The sequence below is a fragment of the Bacillus sp. ISL-35 genome, assembly GCF_018613355.1.
Lineage (GTDB): Bacteria > Bacillota > Bacilli > Bacillales > Cytobacillaceae > Mesobacillus.
Genome location: NZ_JAGGQK010000005.1, coordinates 14,222 through 31,099, shown reverse-complemented (window position 1 = coordinate 31,099; position 16,878 = coordinate 14,222). Strand labels below are relative to the sequence as shown.

The following is a 16,878-nucleotide window of genomic DNA, read 5'->3' as shown; positions in this document are numbered from 1 at the left end:
GGCAGCTTTGTCAGCTGCCCATTCAGGTAGGATAGAAAATACAGTTAATCGATTATTGCTCCATCTGTCTTGCAAGGAAGCCTGCAGCAGTTTCCACTGCCTTTTGTTCAACATCTCCCAGTGATCCTTCTTTAGAGAAGATGATTACAGCCCCTATTGGGTCTCCGTTAGCGATGATTGGCCCGATCGTATAAGAAGAAATAGACTCTTCATTACCGTCTACAAGCGCGAAGTTAGATTGCTGGTTCACAAGCGAGGAAGTACGGTCTTCCATTGTCTTCTCGACTTGTTCACCGATGTTTTTATTCAAGTAGTCCTTCTTGGAACCGCCTGCCACTGCGATATAAGTATCTCGATCGCAAATCAGCACCGGATTGCCAAGGCTGTCATACAGCGCTTCTGCATACTCCTTCGCAAAATCGCTCAGTTCGCTGATTGGTGAATATTTCTTAAGGATTACTTCACCATCACGGTCCACGAAAATCTCTAGTGGATCTCCTTCACGAATACGAAGGGTTCTTCTAATTTCTTTAGGAATAACGACACGACCTAAATCATCGATTCGACGAACAATACCAGTTGCTTTCATCCAACGTTGCCTCACTTTCATCTGATGATTATTTTTTTGGTAACGATAATGGCTTAATTAATCATCCTTACCAAGATTTGAACTTAGTATCTTTCATATGGAAAGTTCTATACACTTCTCATCATTATTTTCTTTGAAGTGATAAAGGTGCCAAAAACGGATAAACCTTCCAGTCAATTATTGCGTACACACAAAAATTACCCTTGTCTATCTTTTTTGAAACACCTTCTTGTTTTACATTTGTATTACAAAATATTTCCACATGTCAGGATACTGTATTTTCCTGTTCCTTTTGGGAGTCGTGAAGTCCCTTTACCATCTCGAAAGTGATCTCGAACCAACGATTGTCCTTCAATGCCTTTGTATGGACAACCATCTTTAACTTGTTGCCTTCCATGCCAAGCCCGACCGCATTCCTGTACTGGCTGCTCAGCTTGAACACCTTCTGTCCGTCAATCCGGGTGCTGCCATCCTCTGATAAAAGGATCGTAACATCCTGTTTCGCCTGTTTGATGGATTCCACTCCTGCGGTAATCGCATATACCTTGAGCTCCGCCACCTTTAATAAGGTTTCCACCTCCTGAGGATAATCCCCGAACCGGTCGGTGATTTCCTCTTTCAATTCATCGATATCCTTCAATGTCTCGATACCTCGGAAACGCTTATACATCTCGATCTTTTGATGGCCATCGGAAATATAGGTGTCCGGAATATAAGCATCAAGCTCCAGGTCGATTTCAATCGAAGGCTTGCGGACCTGATCTTTTTCGGGCTTGCGTTCTTCGATAGCTTCCTTGAGCATTTGCGAATACAAATCAAAACCGACAGAATCGATGAAGCCATGCTGCTGCGCACCAAGCAGATTTCCGGCACCCCGGATCGACAGGTCACGCATCGCAATTTTAAACCCAGAGCCCAGTTCGGTGAATTCCTTGATAGCCTGCAGGCGTTTTTCCGCCACTTCTGTAAGAATCTTGTCTTTCCGGTAGGTGAAATAGGCGTAGGCCACCCTGTTGGAGCGCCCAACCCTTCCTCTCAGCTGGTAAAGCTGGGAAAGACCCATTTTATCCGCATCATAAACAATCAAGGTATTTACATTCGGGATGTCCACACCCGTCTCGATGATCGTCGTGCTGACGAGGACATCATACTCTCCCTCAAGGAAACCAAGCATCACCGATTCAAGCTCATTTTCAGTCATCCGGCCGTGGGCAAACGTAACACGTGCATCCGGCACGAGCATAGAAATTTCTTCGGCTTTCCGTTCAATGTCTTCGACACGGTTATATAGGAAGTATACTTGTCCGTCCCTCGCCAGTTCCCGTTCAATCGCCTCACGGACGAGCCCGCCGTTATATTCCATGACATAGGTCTGGACAGGGAAGCGGTTTTCTGGCGGTGTTTCGATGACAGACAGGTCCCTGACACCGAGCATCGACATATGCAGGGTTCTCGGGATTGGAGTGGCTGTCAAAGTCAGGACGTCGACATTCGTCTTCAGCTGCTTGATTTTCTCTTTATGGGTAACCCCGAACCGCTGTTCTTCGTCGATGATCAGCAATCCCAAGTCACGGTAAGTGATTTCCTTTGATAAAAGCCTGTGGGTTCCGACAACAATATCGACGCTTCCAGCTTTCAAACCCTTGATGGTCTCCGTTTGCTGCTTGCGTGTGCGGAACCTGCTCATGAGGCCAATATTGATCGGGAAGTCCTGGAACCGTTCACGAAGTGTTTCATAATGCTGTTGCGCCAGGATGGTCGTCGGCACGAGGAACGCTACCTGCTTGCCGTCCGCAATGGCTTTAAATGCTGCCCTGATGGCCACCTCTGTTTTCCCGTAGCCAACATCACCGCACAGCAAGCGGTCCATCGGACGTTCACGCTCCATATCCCGCTTGATTTCATGGATGGAACGGATTTGATCCTCTGTTTCCTGATAAGGAAAGGACGATTCGAAATCGCGCTGCATCTCGCCATCTGGTGAATAAGCATGGCCGACACTCGCCTCACGCTCTGCATATAGCTTGATCAAATCATCAGCAATATCCTGGACGGAGGATTGCACCTTGCTCTTGACACGCTTCCAGTCGGTTCCGCCCAGCTTGTAGACCTTTGGCTCTTTCCCTTCAGAGCCTACATACTTCTGAACAAGGTCAATCTGCTCGACAGGGACATAAAGCTTATCCGTCCCTTGATAGCGGATGTGGAGATAATCCTTATGGACACCATTAATGACAAGCGTTTCAATGCCAAGGTATTTCCCGATTCCATGATTGACATGGACGACATAGTCGCCGATTTTCAATTCTGAATAGCTTTTGATCCGCTCTGCATTCGAAAGCTTCTGCCGTCTTGCCGGCTTTTTTGTTTTCTTGTTGAAAAGCTCCTCTTCGGTAATCACGGCAATCTTCTGGATTGGGAATTCGAAGCCCGTATTCAGGCTCCCCTGGATGATTTGCACCTTCCCTGGCAGCAATTCCTGCTTGCTGTCCACTTTTACCGCATCAATCTCATAGTCTTCGAGGACACGCTCGAGCTTCTTCACCCTTTCAGCATCAGGACCGACGAAAATGATGGCATAATTCCCTTTGCGCCAGCGATCGACTTCCCCTTTCAGCACATTCATCTGCCCGTGGAAGCTCTGCATCTGTTTGCATGAGATATTGATGATATTCTGCGGGCTCGTGTTTGGCACATGCCGTAAAAACAGCGATAAAAAGACAATCGGCTTTTGGGTTTTACTCATCAAGTCAGGAAGATGGTGCGAAATTTTCAAATCATGGATGATCTGCCCTTCGCCGAGGAGGCTTGTATACCACTCCGCTTCCTCCTTGCTGAGCGACTCGTTCATCTCCTGGACCCTGCTGATTTCATCAACAAACAGGAAACCATTCGACGGCAAGTAATCTAGTAAACTTTGAGGCTTTTCATAAGCAATCGATAGGTATTTGAACACTTGATCCGGCTTTTGGCCATTGCGGAGCTGTTCCAGTTCATAGCCGATATTCTGTGACATCAGCGTTTTCGCTTTGTCATCCTTGAGCTGTTTCAGGCTTTTCGCCAGGCCTTCTTTGATGCCCGAAACCATCCGGTCCAGCTGTTCATGCTCAATTGGGTTTTCCGTCGCAGGGCCGATCGCCACAGCTTTCATTTTTTCCTTCGACCGCTGATCCTCAAGCGAGAACGTCCGGATTGAATCTACCTCCGTGTCAAACAGCTCGATCCTGATTGGGTCCGCAGAAGTAAGCGGGTAGATATCAATGATTCCGCCGCGAACACTGAACTCGCCTGGCGCTGATACCATGTCCGCCCTTACATAGCCCATGCTGACAAAGCGGTTCAATAGAGATTCCAGTTCAATTTCTTCGCCAAGCTTGAATGACAGCTGGAATTTTGACCAAAGCTCCTTCGGCGGCAATAGCTTTCTTAAACCTGCCATCGGAACAATCACAATCCCCGTTTTCTTTTTGCTCCAATGATTCAAGGCTTCGATCCGCTGCGCCTTAAGCTCCGGACTTGAAATGCTGATCTCGGCAGCAATCAGTTCATTGGCTGGATAAAGATATACGTCATTTTCCCCTACCAAATTCACCAGGTCATCATATAGCTTTTGAGCTTGCAATAAATTATGTGTCACAATCAGGACGGGGCGCTTCGTCTGTTCGTAAATCGCCGCTAAAAAGACCGTCCTTGCCGAACCGGACAGGCCTGCGACGAGCTGTTCCCTGAGACCCGCATCCATTCCGGAAATGACAGATTGGACATCATCCTGATGACTAAAAAGAGCTTTCAGCCCCTGCATCCAAACCTCTCCCTCTCTTTTTAAAAATCCTAATCTTTTAACTTGGCTTTATTAAACAAGGCTGTTGATTTTCATTCCAGATCTTAAGAGATGCCGGTTGATCAGAGCCTATGGTCACTTCAAGATAGTGAATATTGAAAACAGAAAAATGCTTTGGATGTGTAATCCAAAGCTTGTCAGTGAATCAGGTAGTCATGCTGGTGGAAGTCCGGGTTGCGTTCCAGGGCTTCCTGACAATCTTCACAAATCGATTTTATATGAATGTCGCCATCACCTGAGTAAGAAACCATCTCCTGCCGCTCTTCCTCTGTCAGCTTGTGCAACCCTAAGCTTTCACTGTGGACAGACAACCTGTCCAATGAGCCGATATTCGTGCCGCAATGACGGCAGTGATAATGTATAGCCATGCCCGTCCCTCCCAATTTAAGTCATTATTCATTATTGACTCGTTGTAAGGAACTTATGCACTTAGCCTATTGTATGATTCTATTTTAACATTATATTACTTAATCAGGAGATTGGCATGGTTTATTGTGCTGACTTCCCTGATTGTATTTTACTGGTTAAACGTATTCATCACTTCCAGGAACGACTTCTTGATCCACGCTTCACATGCATCGGCGGATTTTAGCACAGCTTCGTTCATCCGGTCCTTCTCCTCTGCGGTAAAACGCCCAAGGACCCAATCCGTGATGGCCATTCCATTCGTCGGACGGCTGATGCCCACCCTGATCCTTTTGAATTCCTGTGTTCCTGTATGGGCGATGGTGGACTTTATTCCATTATGGCCCCCTGCGCTGCCCTTTTGACGCAAACGAATTCTGCCTGTAGGCATATCCAAATCATCATAGATCACTACTAAGTCTTCGATATCGACATCATAAAAATCCATAACAGCCCTGATTGATTCTCCCGACAGATTCATATAGGTTAACGGTTTCAAAAGGATGACCTTTTCTCCGCCCACAAATCCTTTTCCAAATAATCCTTTATGTTTTGCCTGGTCCAAAGGAATATTCCACCGTTTGGATAATTCATCAATGACTTCAAAGCCGATATTATGCCTAGTCTGGTCATATTGTCTTCCTGGATTCCCAAGCCCCACGAATAATTTCAACTTTCCACACCCCTAACCAAAAGCTTACGGTTTTCCTCTTCCCCCTCGCTGCAGGGATTACCAGAAAAACCATCCTTTTCTAATGTACATGAAAACCGCAAAAGACGTAACCCTTTCAGGCTACGTCCATTGCATCTTTATTCTTCGCTCGCTGCCGTTTCTCTTCCTTCTTCATTTTCAGGCTCTCCTGGTTCTTGTTCTTCACCGGAGTTGATTTCTTCTTCCACCTTAGGAGGAAGGATTGAAACGACTACCGTGCTTTCATCATCATTTATTTCATAATTTCCTGACTTAACGTCAGCCAGTGTCATGTTTTCACCGACCTGCAGGTTCGTGACATCCACATCAATCGACTGAGGAATATTGCTTGGAGTCGCTGTGACGCTCACCTCATGGATCGGCTGCTGAATGACACCGCCATCCTTCACACCTGCCGCCTCGCCAACCAGGTTGACTCTGACGCTTGCATGTACCTTCGAACTCTTGTCCACTGCGAGAAAATCAGCATGCAAAATTTCATTTTTAACATGGTCCTGATGGTAATCAGTAAGCATGACATCCTGCTGTTTTCCATTGACATCAAGCGATATAACACCATTTCTGCCATTTTCACGAATCGTTTTAATAAATTCGATACCGTCTACATAAATCGACTGATTTTCTGTATTCCTTCCGTATACGACGGCTGGAATATTGCCCTCCGCGCGTAATTTCCTTAAGGCAGAACGTTGAGCATTTGTGCGTTCATTTGCTTTCAATACTGCACCCATGATTTTGTCCCCTTCCTTTTTCGTAAGTACTTGTCTATATAAAAAATGCCCCAAAAAAGGAAGGTCTAAACGTTTTACTTTTTTTAAACGTTCTAATAAACACGGCTGTTGAGTCTCGCTCCAGGCCACTTTTGCTTTCCGCAGGGATTGGTTTCAAGTTCTTGACAGCTTTGGACCTTTATCCTTAAAACCTGTCAGAATAACGAGGTTTTTTTGACAACTTTGGTCCTGTATCCTCAAAACCTGTCACAATAACCTGCCTTTCTTGACAGCTTTGGACCTTTATCCTTAAAACCTGTCAGATTAACAGCTTCGCTTCTCCTACGGAAATACATGAAAAAGCTCAAGCGCCATGGTTAGCCCCGTCCGTTTATTAAAGGATTCAGAAACAAGAGTAGGCTTGCCGATTGGCAAGCCTGTTATCCCTTATTAAAATCAATCAAACAATGTGCTGACGGATTGCTCTTCGTGGACGCGAATAATCGCTTCCCCGATCAGTGGAGCAACAGACAGCTGATCGATCTTTTCAATGCGCTTTTCTTCCGGAAGCGCAATCGTATTTGTCACAACCAGTTCTTTGATTCTAGAGTTTTCAATACGCTCAATCGCCGGACCTGACAATACAGGGTGCGTACAGCAAGCGTAAACTTCAAGCGCTCCGTTCTCAACCAGCGCATTTGCTGCTAATGTGATGGTGCCGGCAGTATCGATGATATCATCAATCAAGATCGCAATTTTGCCTTCAATATTACCAACGATATTCATGACTTCAGCAACATTCGGCTTCGGACGGCGCTTATCGATGATCGCAATCGGCGCTTTCAGTCTTTCTGCCATCTTTCTTGCACGAGTAACACCGCCATGGTCAGGAGAAACAATAACAACATCGCCATTCAAATCCTTGCCTTTGAAGTGTTCCGAAAGAATCGGCACACCCATCAGGTGATCGATTGGAATATCGAAGAAGCCCTGAATTTGCGGAGCGTGAAGGTCAAGCGTGATCACGCGGGTAGCACCTGCAGTCTCAAGCAGGTTCGCCACAAGCTTAGCTGTGATTGGCTCACGAGCACGCGCTTTGCGGTCCTGGCGTGCATACCCATAGTAAGGCATAACAATATTGATTGTTTTAGCTGATGCACGCTTCAATGCATCAATCATGATCAGCAATTCCATGATGTTCTCATTTACCGGAGAGCTGGTAGACTGGATGACATATACATCACAGCCGCGGATGCTTTCTTCGATATTGATCTGGATTTCTCCATCGCTGAACTGGGAAACAGAACATTTTCCGAGCTCGACTCCGATGACTTTCGCGATTTCCTGGGCAAGTTCTACGTTTGAGTTAAGTGAAAAAACCTTCAAATTTGGATCAAGATACTGGTTTGACATTGGGGACCTCCAAGACTCTTATTTCTTTACGTTCATTTTCCCTACATAATCTTCTTTGTTGACTTGGCGGGCACGTGCAAGCGCAAGTGCTTCACCTGGGACATCTTCAGTGATCGTCGAACCGGCCGCAACATATGCGCCTTTGCCAATCGTCACTGGTGCAACAAGATTTGAATTACAGCCAATGAATACGCCATCCTCAATCTTGGTCAGGAACTTGTTTTTGCCATCATAATTCACTGTGATGGATCCGCAGCCGATGTTCACATCTGCACCGACTTCTGCATCACCGATGTAGCTAAGGTGGGATGCCTTGCTTCCTTTGCCAAATACGGCTTTTTTAATTTCGACGAAATTGCCGATCTTCACTTCATCATGAATATCAGAATCAGGCCTGATATGCGCAAAAGGCCCAATATTGACTTCGGAGCCAATCTTGCTGTCGAAAGCCGCTGATTGACGGATAACTGTATTGTTTCCAATCTCGCAGCTGCTAATTTCAGTATTTGGTCCAACCTGGCATTCAGATCCAATGACGGTACTGCCGGAAAGTGTTGTTCCCGGGAAAATGACTGTGTCCTGTCCAATTGCTACATCTGGTCCGATATACGTGTTATCAGGGTCAATGATGGACACTCCGTTGCGCATATGGAACTCATTGATTCGCTTTTTCATCGTGCGCTCTGCCTCAGCAAGTGCAACACGGTCATTTACGCCAAGCGTTTCAGCGAAATTATCCGTAACATATGCTGATACAGTTTCTCCCTGGTTTTTCAGGATCTCGATGACATCCGGAAGATAGTATTCCCCCTGAACGTTCTCATTCGATACATTCTGGATCGCTTCGAATAGCATCTTGTTGTCGAAGCAGTATGTACCTGTGTTGATTTCATTGATGGTTCTTTCCTGCTCATTTGCATCCTTGTGTTCGACAATTTTTTCGACAAAGCCTTCTGCATTCCGGACGATACGGCCGTAGCCAGTAGGGTCTTCCGCTCTTGCAGTCAGGATGGTCGCTTTGGCGCTTGTCTCTTCATGGTGCTTGAAAAGAGCTTCCATTGTTTCTCCCTTGATCAGCGGAGTATCACCACAGACAACGATGGTGACCCCTTCCTTATCAGCAAGCATTTCACTCGCTTGCTGTACAGCATGGGCGGTTCCCAGCTGTTCTGCCTGCAGGGCATACTGGCTATCCTCGCCAAGCTGCTCTTTCACCTTTTCGGCGCCATGACCGACAATGGTCACGATTTCGTTTATATCAAGACTTTTCACCTGGTCAATTACATGCTGTACCATTGGCTTGCCGCATACAGGGTGAAGTACCTTATACAACTTGGACTTCATTCTTGTTCCCTGACCGGCTGCTAAAATGATTGCATAACGATTAGACATTAGCAGGCCTCCAATTTACCTTTTTATCCATTACGAATATATCTTAAATAGCCGGCCATTTCAAGAATAGAAGAACAAGTACAATTATTTGTCAGTTTAGGGGGTAAGGTATTTTATGAAGAAAATGGAGAATATTTCGTGTGAAGAGGTTTAACGGAGGGACAATCAGGGTAATTAAAAAGAGCCTTACTTATGCAGCAGGCTCTTGATGTTATGCACTTATATATTCTAGGAAGCGCCAGCTTCTTCGAATTCAACTTCCAATTCACCTAAACGGTGGTACTCTGCCAAAACAGCGTCCTGAATCTTTCCGCGTGTACCCGAGTTGATCGGATGCGCGATATCACGGAACTCGCCATCAGGAGTGCGTTTACTTGGCATTGCAACAAATAGGCCGTTGTTTCCATCAATCACCCTGATATCATGGACAACAAACTCGTTGTCAAGCGTGATGGAAGCGATCGCTCTCATCCGTCCATCTGTATTAACGCGGCGTAATCTTACGTCAGTTACTTCCATTCTGTTCACCACCTTTACAAATAGATAAAATTCTAGTTAAATAATTCCACGTTGAAATCAAATCTCCTTCTTTTACAAGAAAATTTTTTTGAAAAAATAGGGCAAATTTGTGAACTTTTTCATGGGGAAAGCCTTTACAATTACCAAAACCCTTATAAAATAGGCTTTTTTGGCTATTGACGCCGTTAAAAAAACGCTAAAAACTTCTATATGATTACGTGCGATTTTCTATCCAGAAAACAGTTGGCTAATGGTTCTAGAACTTTTCCTGAGCGCAGTAAACTTTTATTAGAATTTTTTTCGTCGGCTTTTTACCTTCTTAAGGGGGATACTTGACTTCTTATGACCGTAGAATCGCTGTTTCCTACTCGACGGGTACATGTTTGAGCTTCTTGTGACTGTCAAATCGATTTTCCTCTCTTCACGGGCACATATTTGCCTTTCTTGTGACCGTCAAACGACTTTTCCTCGCTTCACGGGCACATGTTTGCCTTTCTTGTGACCGTCAAATCGATTTTCCTCTCTTCACGGGCACATATTTGCCTTTCTTGTGACCGTCAAACGACTTTTCCTCGCTTCACGGGTACATGTTTGCCTTTCTTGTGACCGTCAAACGTCTTTTCCTCACTTCACGGGCACATGTTTGCCTTTCTTGTGACCGTCAAACGCCTTTTCCTCATTTCACGGGCATATGTTTGCTTTTTTGTGACCGTCAAACGTCTTTTCCTCGCTTCACGGGCACATGTTTGCCTTTCTTGTGACCGTCAAACGCCTTTTCCTCATTTCACGGGCATATGTTTGCCTTTTTTGTGACCGTCAAACGTCTTTTCCTCACTTCACGGGCACATGTTTGAGCTTCTTGTGACCGCCGGGCCGCTTTTCACGGGCACATGTTGACTCTTCTTGTGACCATCATGTCGCTTTTCTCGCTTCAAAGACACACTTTCCGAGTTGTTCACTTTTAAAAGCATAAAAAAAACGCCCGTTATTTAACGAGCGCTACTACTTCGATTTCCACAAGGGCGTCTTTTGGCAATCTTGCTACTTCGACTGTGGAGCGTGCTGGTTTATGTTCATTGAAATACTCAGCATATACTTCATTCAATTGGGCGAATTCATCCATATTCTTGATGAACACGGTTGCCTTTACGACTGTTTCAAGCGATGCTCCTGCAGCTTTAAGCACAGCCTTCAGGTTTTGAAATACCTGATGTGTCTGGGCCTGGATATCACCTTCGACCATTACACCCTCAGGAGTCAATGGAATCTGGCCTGAGCTGTAGAAAAGATTGTTCACTACTACTCCCTGAGAGTAGGGTCCGATTGCGGCCGGCGCGTTGGAAGTTTGTACAATATTCATATTGTCACCCCATTATTTTTTTCGTTTGAACAACTATTCTTTACGGGCAAAGTAATTTCCTTCACTAACAGTAATTTTTCTTTCTTTTACATCAACGTCAGAAAGCCGGACGAGTGAAAGATATTCATCGACAAGTCTTTCTTCGATGTTTTCCGATTCCACCAAAACGGCGATTCCCGCCAATTCTGCATTAAACTCCTCCAGCAGGTTGATCATTCCGTTGACGGTACCGCCAGCTTTCATGAAGTCATCGACAATCAGAACCTTTGACCCTTCTGCAAGGCTCCGCTTCGATAAGACCATCGTCTGGATCCTTTTGGATGAGCCAGAGACATAATTGATGCTGACTGTGGAACCTTCTGTCACCTTGCTGTCCCTTCTGACAATCACAACCGGGACATTAAGTTGGCTTGCGACTGCGTATGCAATTGGGATTCCCTTCGTCGCCACCGTCATGACCACTTCAATGTCTTTTTCAGCAAAAGCGGATGCCAGCAGCCGCCCGACCTCCTGGACTATTGCTGGATTGCCAATGATATCATTCATGAACAAATACCCGCCTGGAAGCAGTCTGTCAGGGGTAGCCATGATAGTGCACAGTTCATCGATGACTGCTCTTGCCTTTTCATCGCTTACATGAACGTGGAATTTCACTCCTCCAGCGGCCCCCGGCACGGTCTGAAGAACACCAATTCCCCGTTGTTCAAATGTTTCTTTGATGATTCCGAGATCTTCGCTGATCGAGGACTTCGCTGAACCATACTTCTCCGCAAAATAGGTTAACGGCACCAGTTGACGGGGATGTTCCAGTAAATAGGTTGTCATATCGATCAAACGCTCGCTGCGTCGAAATTTCATTCCAGAACCTCCAAAATCCGAATATTTAAGGTTAATATAACACCATTATACGGATTTAATCAAGGGTATGGCGTTCCCCCAGCATCCTTACCGCGAATACTTGGTCACAAAAACCGCGTAATCCGTTATAAATACGATGCATGCGCGAATCGTGGGCCACCAGGCTAAAAACGGTCGGGCCGCTTCCGCTCATCAACACGGCATCTGCACCGAAACGCTTCATTTGATCCTTTATTTGGGCGACCTCGGGATAAAGGGATAGCGTCACATCCTCCAGTACATTGCCGACATTGTTGCAAACCCCTTTAAAATCACCTTCTTCAATACAAGTGATCATTTGTTTTGTAGGCGGATGCTGAATTTTTTCTACATTGAGGCGGCGATATACTTCAGCGGTCGATACACCAATAAAAGGCTTCGCCAAAACGACCCAGCATGTTGGCGGCGCAGGCAGCTCTTCAATTATTTCCCCTCGCCCTGTGGCAAGCGCTGTTCCTCCGTATACACAGAAAGAAACATCCGAACCAATTTCTGCGCCCAGCACCGCCAGCTCGTCCAATGACAAGCCAAGATTCCACAGCTTGTTCAAGCCCCTTAAGGTCGCAGCTGCATCACTGCTGCCGCCAGCAAGACCAGCTGCTACCGGGATGGTTTTTTCAATCCCGATCATCACACCTTTTTTCACCTGAAACCTTTCTTTTAACAGAATGGCTGCCTGGTATGCAAGGTTCCGCTGGTCATCCGGAACAAATCGATTATGGGAATGGATCATGATCCTGTCTTCTTCTAATAAACTAAGTTCAATGCGGTCAGCCAAATCAATCGTCGTCATTACCATTTCCACCTCATGGTAACCGTCCGGACGTTTATGCAAAACATCAAGTGACAAATTGATTTTTGCTGGCGCCTTCACTAAAATCTTCACAACTTCCACCTACTTTTACACGAATTCCACATTTTGTCCTATTTTACCACAAAAAGAATAGAAAAGCGCAAGCGCCTTGATCAACTCCGACAAGCGCTGGAGGGCCTGACAGTGAAGTCGTTCTTTGACTTCATTGGCAGGACCGAAATCGAAAAGTATAGCCGACTGCCCAGAAACGCAGAAACTGGAGACTCCGACAAAGAAGCGCTCTTTGCTTCTGCGGGCGGAGTTGAAGTTTCGGAGTTCTAGGAGACAACACTAGACAATTCGAAAAGCGGAGGCGACTGCCCAACTCCGACAAGCGTTGGAGGGCCTGACAGTGAAGTCGTTCTTTGACTTCATTGGCAGGACCGAAACGTCTCGAGGAGTTAGGAGCCGCAGCTAGACAAGCGACTCGAGGAGTTAGGCGCTGGAGCTGGACAATGATCAAATTTAAACAATACCCTCTGAAAGTAAAATAAGTAAGACTCCTCTACAGAAACATTCCTCTATTTTATCATTTGCTCATTTGCGAATACAGTCATTTCACAAAGAATTAGGATTCCAGGAATTCAACGCAAAAAAGCCGGAGCAAAAGCCCCGGCACCGTGATGGATCTGAATTATATTGGCCACTGTCAGGAACAGTTTTACGGCAGTTTAAAAAGAATGTCTATTATAATCAGCGGTTCTGGTTCGCAAGCTGCTGTTCAGCCAGCTCAATTGCCCGCTTTACCATGTTACCTGCGTCCCTTGCCCTGATTCCGCCCCATCCTTCATTCTGGACGACATCATAAAAGCCGAGCTCCTTCGCAAGCTCTTCCTTCAGCGTGTCAGACATAATCCCTCTTCTTCTGCCCAATGCTACCATCTCCTTTTCACCATCACGGCATTCTTAGTATTTTGGAGAAAGGTGTTTTTCATGTGCACCTTATTTATCCTTTGCCTCTTAAAAATGGGCAAAATAAAAAGCAGCTAACCCGAGAGTTCACTGCCTGTACTGCATTTGAGCATAGATTAGCTCAAAGCAATTGATCCTGTTGTATCTTCAAAGAAGGTAATTTCAACCGTTTCAGTTAATACATCTGCGTAGCTGTACGAAACACGTTCAAAAGCATTTTCATCCTGGTCAAGCTCAATGACGAAAACTGAAGGATAAGTTTCCGCTAATACACCTGAACGTTCGATCGTTTTTCTGCGTCCGCCGTTGGCCTTTAGCATAAGTCTTTTTCCCAAGTTTGAATCAAGTGCTTTTTTGATATCCGATAATGTTTTTGGCATTCGGTCCACCTCACTATGTAAAGTATAACACGCTGACACCCTTTAGTCAAACAAAAACATAAATTATAACAGTACTTAAATTTAAAAGTCAATATATTTTCGTCTTCTTTTTCTTCTAAAATTCAACAATTTTAGAGTATCCTTTAATGCAGTAAAATATGTATGGCAAATAAAAAACGCCGGACCGTATATAAATCAGTCCGACGAATTCTTTTTATATGGCATACCTGTCCTTAATACTCCCTTTGTTTCAATGCCGCCCAATCCTTTGTCCCCCGTCAGGGTATTCCGCAGCACATCCCATACATTGATCCGTTCCATGAAAGGGGTAAAGCTGATTTTTGCGACGATATAGACCGGGTCAAGAGCGTGGATATTGACTCTTGATGGCGAACTCGCAAAATTCGCTCCAGCATGGATCAGCGACTCGAAATGAGACTGGCATGCACCCGCAAAGATGACAAGCTGGTCAAGATGGGGAATTCTCTTTCGTGCCTCTCTCACCGTCTGGACAAAATGCTTGGAGTGGCGGTATGCATTGATATCATCCATAGAGCCTTTCGACTTTGAATAGGCATCATGTCCGGTGATGACCAGTATATCCGGCCGATAATAATCAATCAGCATCCCGACCTTATCCGGCATTTCTTTTTCATTGCAGTGAAACCCGTAAACCGGTACCCCGACCTTTTCGTATAAGGTCAAGCACTTTTTTAAATAAATTGGATCTCCATCAATATGAAGAACTTTTCCTGGCATCTGAAAGTAATTATAGGATTTGCTGTAACCCTCGGTGGTCTCATATTCTTGTTTTTGCTGCAATAAATCAACATCCTGCCGGAATAGCTTATATGATTGTTCTTCAAGTGACCGGAATTCCTCTGTCAGCCTCATACGCATACCCGGATCGATTTTGATCAGGTCTTCATAGGGCGCATCTGCAATCAATCGGAAATCCTCACCATATAATATCGCAATTTTCTTCCCATTATTCTCTCTGATATCGATTACCCGGAACATAATATCGCATTGATGCGAAACCCTGCCGACGATATCCATGAGGTTAATATTCATCATCCTCACTCCAATTGCCCCGCACACAGGCTGCGCTAAGTGGTTTTCTTTCATAAAATATGCAAACACCTATAGACATGTGCTTTTTGGCAATCTGGAGTATCATCCAGGAAGCATATTCCTGAGTTCTGCTGATATATCCCTTAAATTCTTGATATATTCCTGACTCGCAGCGTTTTTTCCTGAAAAATTGATTATATTCATTAATGCTTATTTTATTCCGAAACAGCAAAAAGGCCTGGAGTCTCCAGGCCTTTTTGACAGCTTTATTACTGCTTATCGAACACAAATCTAACGAAGTAGCTTTAATGAAAATATGGATACAGTGCATTGCTCAATTGTGCGAATTCTTCAATCGTTAGAGTTTCTCCTCTGCGCGATTCTTCGACTCCTGCCTGCTGAAGCGCTGCTTGTATACTTTCTTTCTTCAGCTTTCCATCCGGAAGCTGGCTGGTCAGGTTATTCAGGATGGTCTTTCGGCGCTGCGCAAAACTTGACCTGGTGACACGAAAGAAGAAAGCTTCATCCTTCACTTTTACAAGCGGCTCATCATGCAATGTCAGCCGGATGACCGCCGAGTCGACGTTTGGCTGTGGCATGAACACGGTTTTCGGTACAATCATCACAGTCTCAGCCTTCGTGTAATACTGGACAGCAATCGAAAGCGAACCGTATTCTTTTGTTCCCGGTTTTGCCGAAATCCTGTCTCCCACTTCCTTCTGAAGCATGCAGACGATCCCCCTGATCGGCAGCCTTTCCTCGAGCAGCTTCATAAGGATGGGCGTCGTCACATAATAAGGCAGGTTGGCAACAACCATGACATCATTAAATTGGTTAAATTCCTGTTCCATGACGGCATGCACATCGGCTTTCAGGACATCACTATGGATGATTTTCACATTGGAATATGGCGACAGGGTGTCCTCCAATATCGGCAGCAGGCGCTGATCAATTTCAAAAGCGACAACCTTTTCCGCTCTTTTCGCGAGCTGCTCGGTCAATGCGCCAATTCCCGGGCCAATTTCAATTGCCCCGCTTCCATCCGTTAATTCTGCATGATCTACGATTCGGTTCAGGATATTGGTATCGATCAGAAAGTTTTGTCCCAGGCTCTTTTTAAAAGAAAAGCCGTATTTATCCAATATTTCTTTCGTTCTCACAGGGGTTGCAATATCTTTATGCATTTTGTTGTTCCTCCTTGAGGATCTCGGCCAGAGCATCTGCGAAATCCTGTCTTTTCACCTGAAACATCATCAGGCGCTTGTGCAGCTGCTTGCCGTTTGTATATCCGATCTTCAACAGCCTGCCAAGCTTTTCCCGCCTCTCCTTGGAACCAGGGCCGCCAATCAGCCCGGCAACAAGCAGATCCTCCTGAGTGATCTCCTCGACTGCCTCTGCGTCCATGATCTGTGCATCCTTGAGTGCTTCACGGATCACTTCGGGAGTGGCGTGCTCAACACCAAGGCCTCTTCCGGACTTAGGCTTGGCCAATTCCTTTGGAATGAACGCATGCTTGCAGCCAGGAACCTGCTCTGAAATAGTCTTGCGGATTTTTTCACCAGGAAAATCTGGGTCGGTAAAAATGATGACCCCTCTTTTTTCATGGGCATTCCGGATTTTTTCGATTGTTTCTGCGTTGATGGCAGAACCATTCGTTTCAATTGTGTCCGCATCGATGGCACGCCTGATCGCCGTTGTATCATCCTTGCCCTCGACTACGATGATTTCTTTTAATCTCATGTTTCCTCCGTTACTATATTGCTTACGCTGCTTTATTCAGCCAGCATTGGACTTTTTAATTTTAAAAAGAAAAAATTTTTC

At 45.4% G+C, this 16,878-nt stretch carries 17 protein-coding genes; 1 reads left to right on the top strand and 16 read right to left on the bottom strand.

Annotated features, from left to right (window positions below):
* Positions 1 to 52: 52 nt before the first annotated feature.
* From spoVT to ispE, 11 genes are all read right to left on the bottom strand, one after another.
* Positions 53 to 589, bottom strand: coding sequence for a stage V sporulation protein T (gene spoVT, locus J7E38_RS09275; protein ID WP_214710342.1), 537 nt, complete (start codon positions 587 to 589; stop codon positions 53 to 55).
* 265 nt (positions 590 to 854) lie between these two features.
* The gene (mfd, locus tag J7E38_RS09270) at positions 855 to 4,391 is read right to left on the bottom strand and encodes a transcription-repair coupling factor (RefSeq protein WP_214710341.1); all 3,537 of its coding nucleotides are present in this window, start codon (positions 4,389 to 4,391) and stop codon (positions 855 to 857) included.
* A 176-nt stretch (positions 4,392 to 4,567) separates the two neighbouring features.
* Positions 4,568 to 4,798, bottom strand: coding sequence for an anti-sigma-F factor Fin (gene fin, locus J7E38_RS09265; protein ID WP_144481348.1), 231 nt, complete (start codon positions 4,796 to 4,798; stop codon positions 4,568 to 4,570).
* A gap of 149 nt (positions 4,799 to 4,947) precedes the next feature.
* Positions 4,948 to 5,508 (bottom strand): aminoacyl-tRNA hydrolase, encoded by a 561-nt coding sequence (gene pth / locus J7E38_RS09260; RefSeq protein ID WP_214710340.1) that lies wholly within the window; start codon positions 5,506 to 5,508, stop codon positions 4,948 to 4,950.
* Between the two features lie 137 nt (positions 5,509 to 5,645).
* Positions 5,646 to 6,278, bottom strand: a complete 633-nt coding sequence (locus J7E38_RS09255) for a 50S ribosomal protein L25/general stress protein Ctc (RefSeq protein ID WP_214710339.1) — start codon at positions 6,276 to 6,278, stop codon at positions 5,646 to 5,648.
* A 435-nt stretch (positions 6,279 to 6,713) separates the two neighbouring features.
* Complete coding sequence (locus J7E38_RS09250) at positions 6,714 to 7,670, bottom strand: ribose-phosphate diphosphokinase (RefSeq protein WP_214710338.1); 957 nt, start codon at positions 7,668 to 7,670, stop codon at positions 6,714 to 6,716.
* 18 nt (positions 7,671 to 7,688) lie between these two features.
* On the bottom strand, positions 7,689 to 9,062 hold the full coding sequence (glmU, locus tag J7E38_RS09245; RefSeq protein ID WP_214710337.1) for a bifunctional UDP-N-acetylglucosamine diphosphorylase/glucosamine-1-phosphate N-acetyltransferase GlmU: 1,374 nt from the start codon (positions 9,060 to 9,062) through the stop codon (positions 7,689 to 7,691).
* A gap of 228 nt (positions 9,063 to 9,290) precedes the next feature.
* A complete protein-coding gene (gene spoVG, locus J7E38_RS09240; protein ID WP_023613316.1) occupies positions 9,291 to 9,581 on the bottom strand; it encodes a septation regulator SpoVG in 291 nt (96 codons plus the stop codon).
* Positions 9,582 to 10,566: 985 nt separating this feature from the next.
* On the bottom strand, positions 10,567 to 10,941 hold the full coding sequence (locus J7E38_RS09235; RefSeq protein WP_214710336.1) for a RidA family protein: 375 nt from the start codon (positions 10,939 to 10,941) through the stop codon (positions 10,567 to 10,569).
* Between the two features lie 33 nt (positions 10,942 to 10,974).
* Positions 10,975 to 11,799 (bottom strand): pur operon repressor, encoded by an 825-nt coding sequence (purR, locus tag J7E38_RS09230; RefSeq protein WP_214710335.1) that lies wholly within the window; start codon positions 11,797 to 11,799, stop codon positions 10,975 to 10,977.
* 55 nt (positions 11,800 to 11,854) lie between these two features.
* Positions 11,855 to 12,724, bottom strand: coding sequence for a 4-(cytidine 5'-diphospho)-2-C-methyl-D-erythritol kinase (ispE, locus tag J7E38_RS09225; protein WP_214710334.1), 870 nt, complete (start codon positions 12,722 to 12,724; stop codon positions 11,855 to 11,857).
* Between the two features lie 111 nt (positions 12,725 to 12,835).
* Here ispE and J7E38_RS09220 point away from each other — a divergent pair, with 111 nt between their 5' ends.
* Positions 12,836 to 12,973, top strand: a complete 138-nt coding sequence (locus tag J7E38_RS09220) for a hypothetical protein (protein WP_214710333.1) — start codon at positions 12,836 to 12,838, stop codon at positions 12,971 to 12,973.
* Between the two features lie 411 nt (positions 12,974 to 13,384).
* On the opposite strand, the gene J7E38_RS09215 is transcribed toward J7E38_RS09220, so the two are convergent.
* The 5 genes from J7E38_RS09215 to rnmV all read right to left on the bottom strand — a co-directional run bounded on the left by J7E38_RS09215 (position 13,385) and on the right by rnmV (position 16,797).
* Positions 13,385 to 13,564 carry a small, acid-soluble spore protein, alpha/beta type gene (locus tag J7E38_RS09215; protein ID WP_215038403.1) on the bottom strand — a complete coding sequence of 60 codons (180 nt, stop codon included), beginning with the start codon at positions 13,562 to 13,564 and terminating at the stop codon, positions 13,385 to 13,387.
* Between the two features lie 155 nt (positions 13,565 to 13,719).
* Positions 13,720 to 13,983: a biofilm formation stimulator Veg gene (gene veg, locus J7E38_RS09210; protein WP_023613322.1), complete on the bottom strand. Its 264-nt coding sequence runs from the start codon at positions 13,981 to 13,983 to the stop codon at positions 13,720 to 13,722.
* 195 nt (positions 13,984 to 14,178) lie between these two features.
* Positions 14,179 to 15,057, bottom strand: a complete 879-nt coding sequence (yabG, locus tag J7E38_RS09205) for a sporulation peptidase YabG (protein WP_215038401.1) — start codon at positions 15,055 to 15,057, stop codon at positions 14,179 to 14,181.
* Positions 15,058 to 15,362: 305 nt separating this feature from the next.
* Positions 15,363 to 16,241 carry a 16S rRNA (adenine(1518)-N(6)/adenine(1519)-N(6))-dimethyltransferase RsmA gene (gene rsmA / locus J7E38_RS09200; protein ID WP_215038399.1) on the bottom strand — a complete coding sequence of 293 codons (879 nt, stop codon included), beginning with the start codon at positions 16,239 to 16,241 and terminating at the stop codon, positions 15,363 to 15,365.
* Positions 16,234 to 16,797, bottom strand: coding sequence for a ribonuclease M5 (rnmV, locus tag J7E38_RS09195; RefSeq protein ID WP_215038396.1), 564 nt, complete (start codon positions 16,795 to 16,797; stop codon positions 16,234 to 16,236). The genes rsmA and rnmV overlap by 8 nt, the downstream gene beginning before the upstream one ends.
* Positions 16,798 to 16,878: the final 81 nt, after the last annotated feature.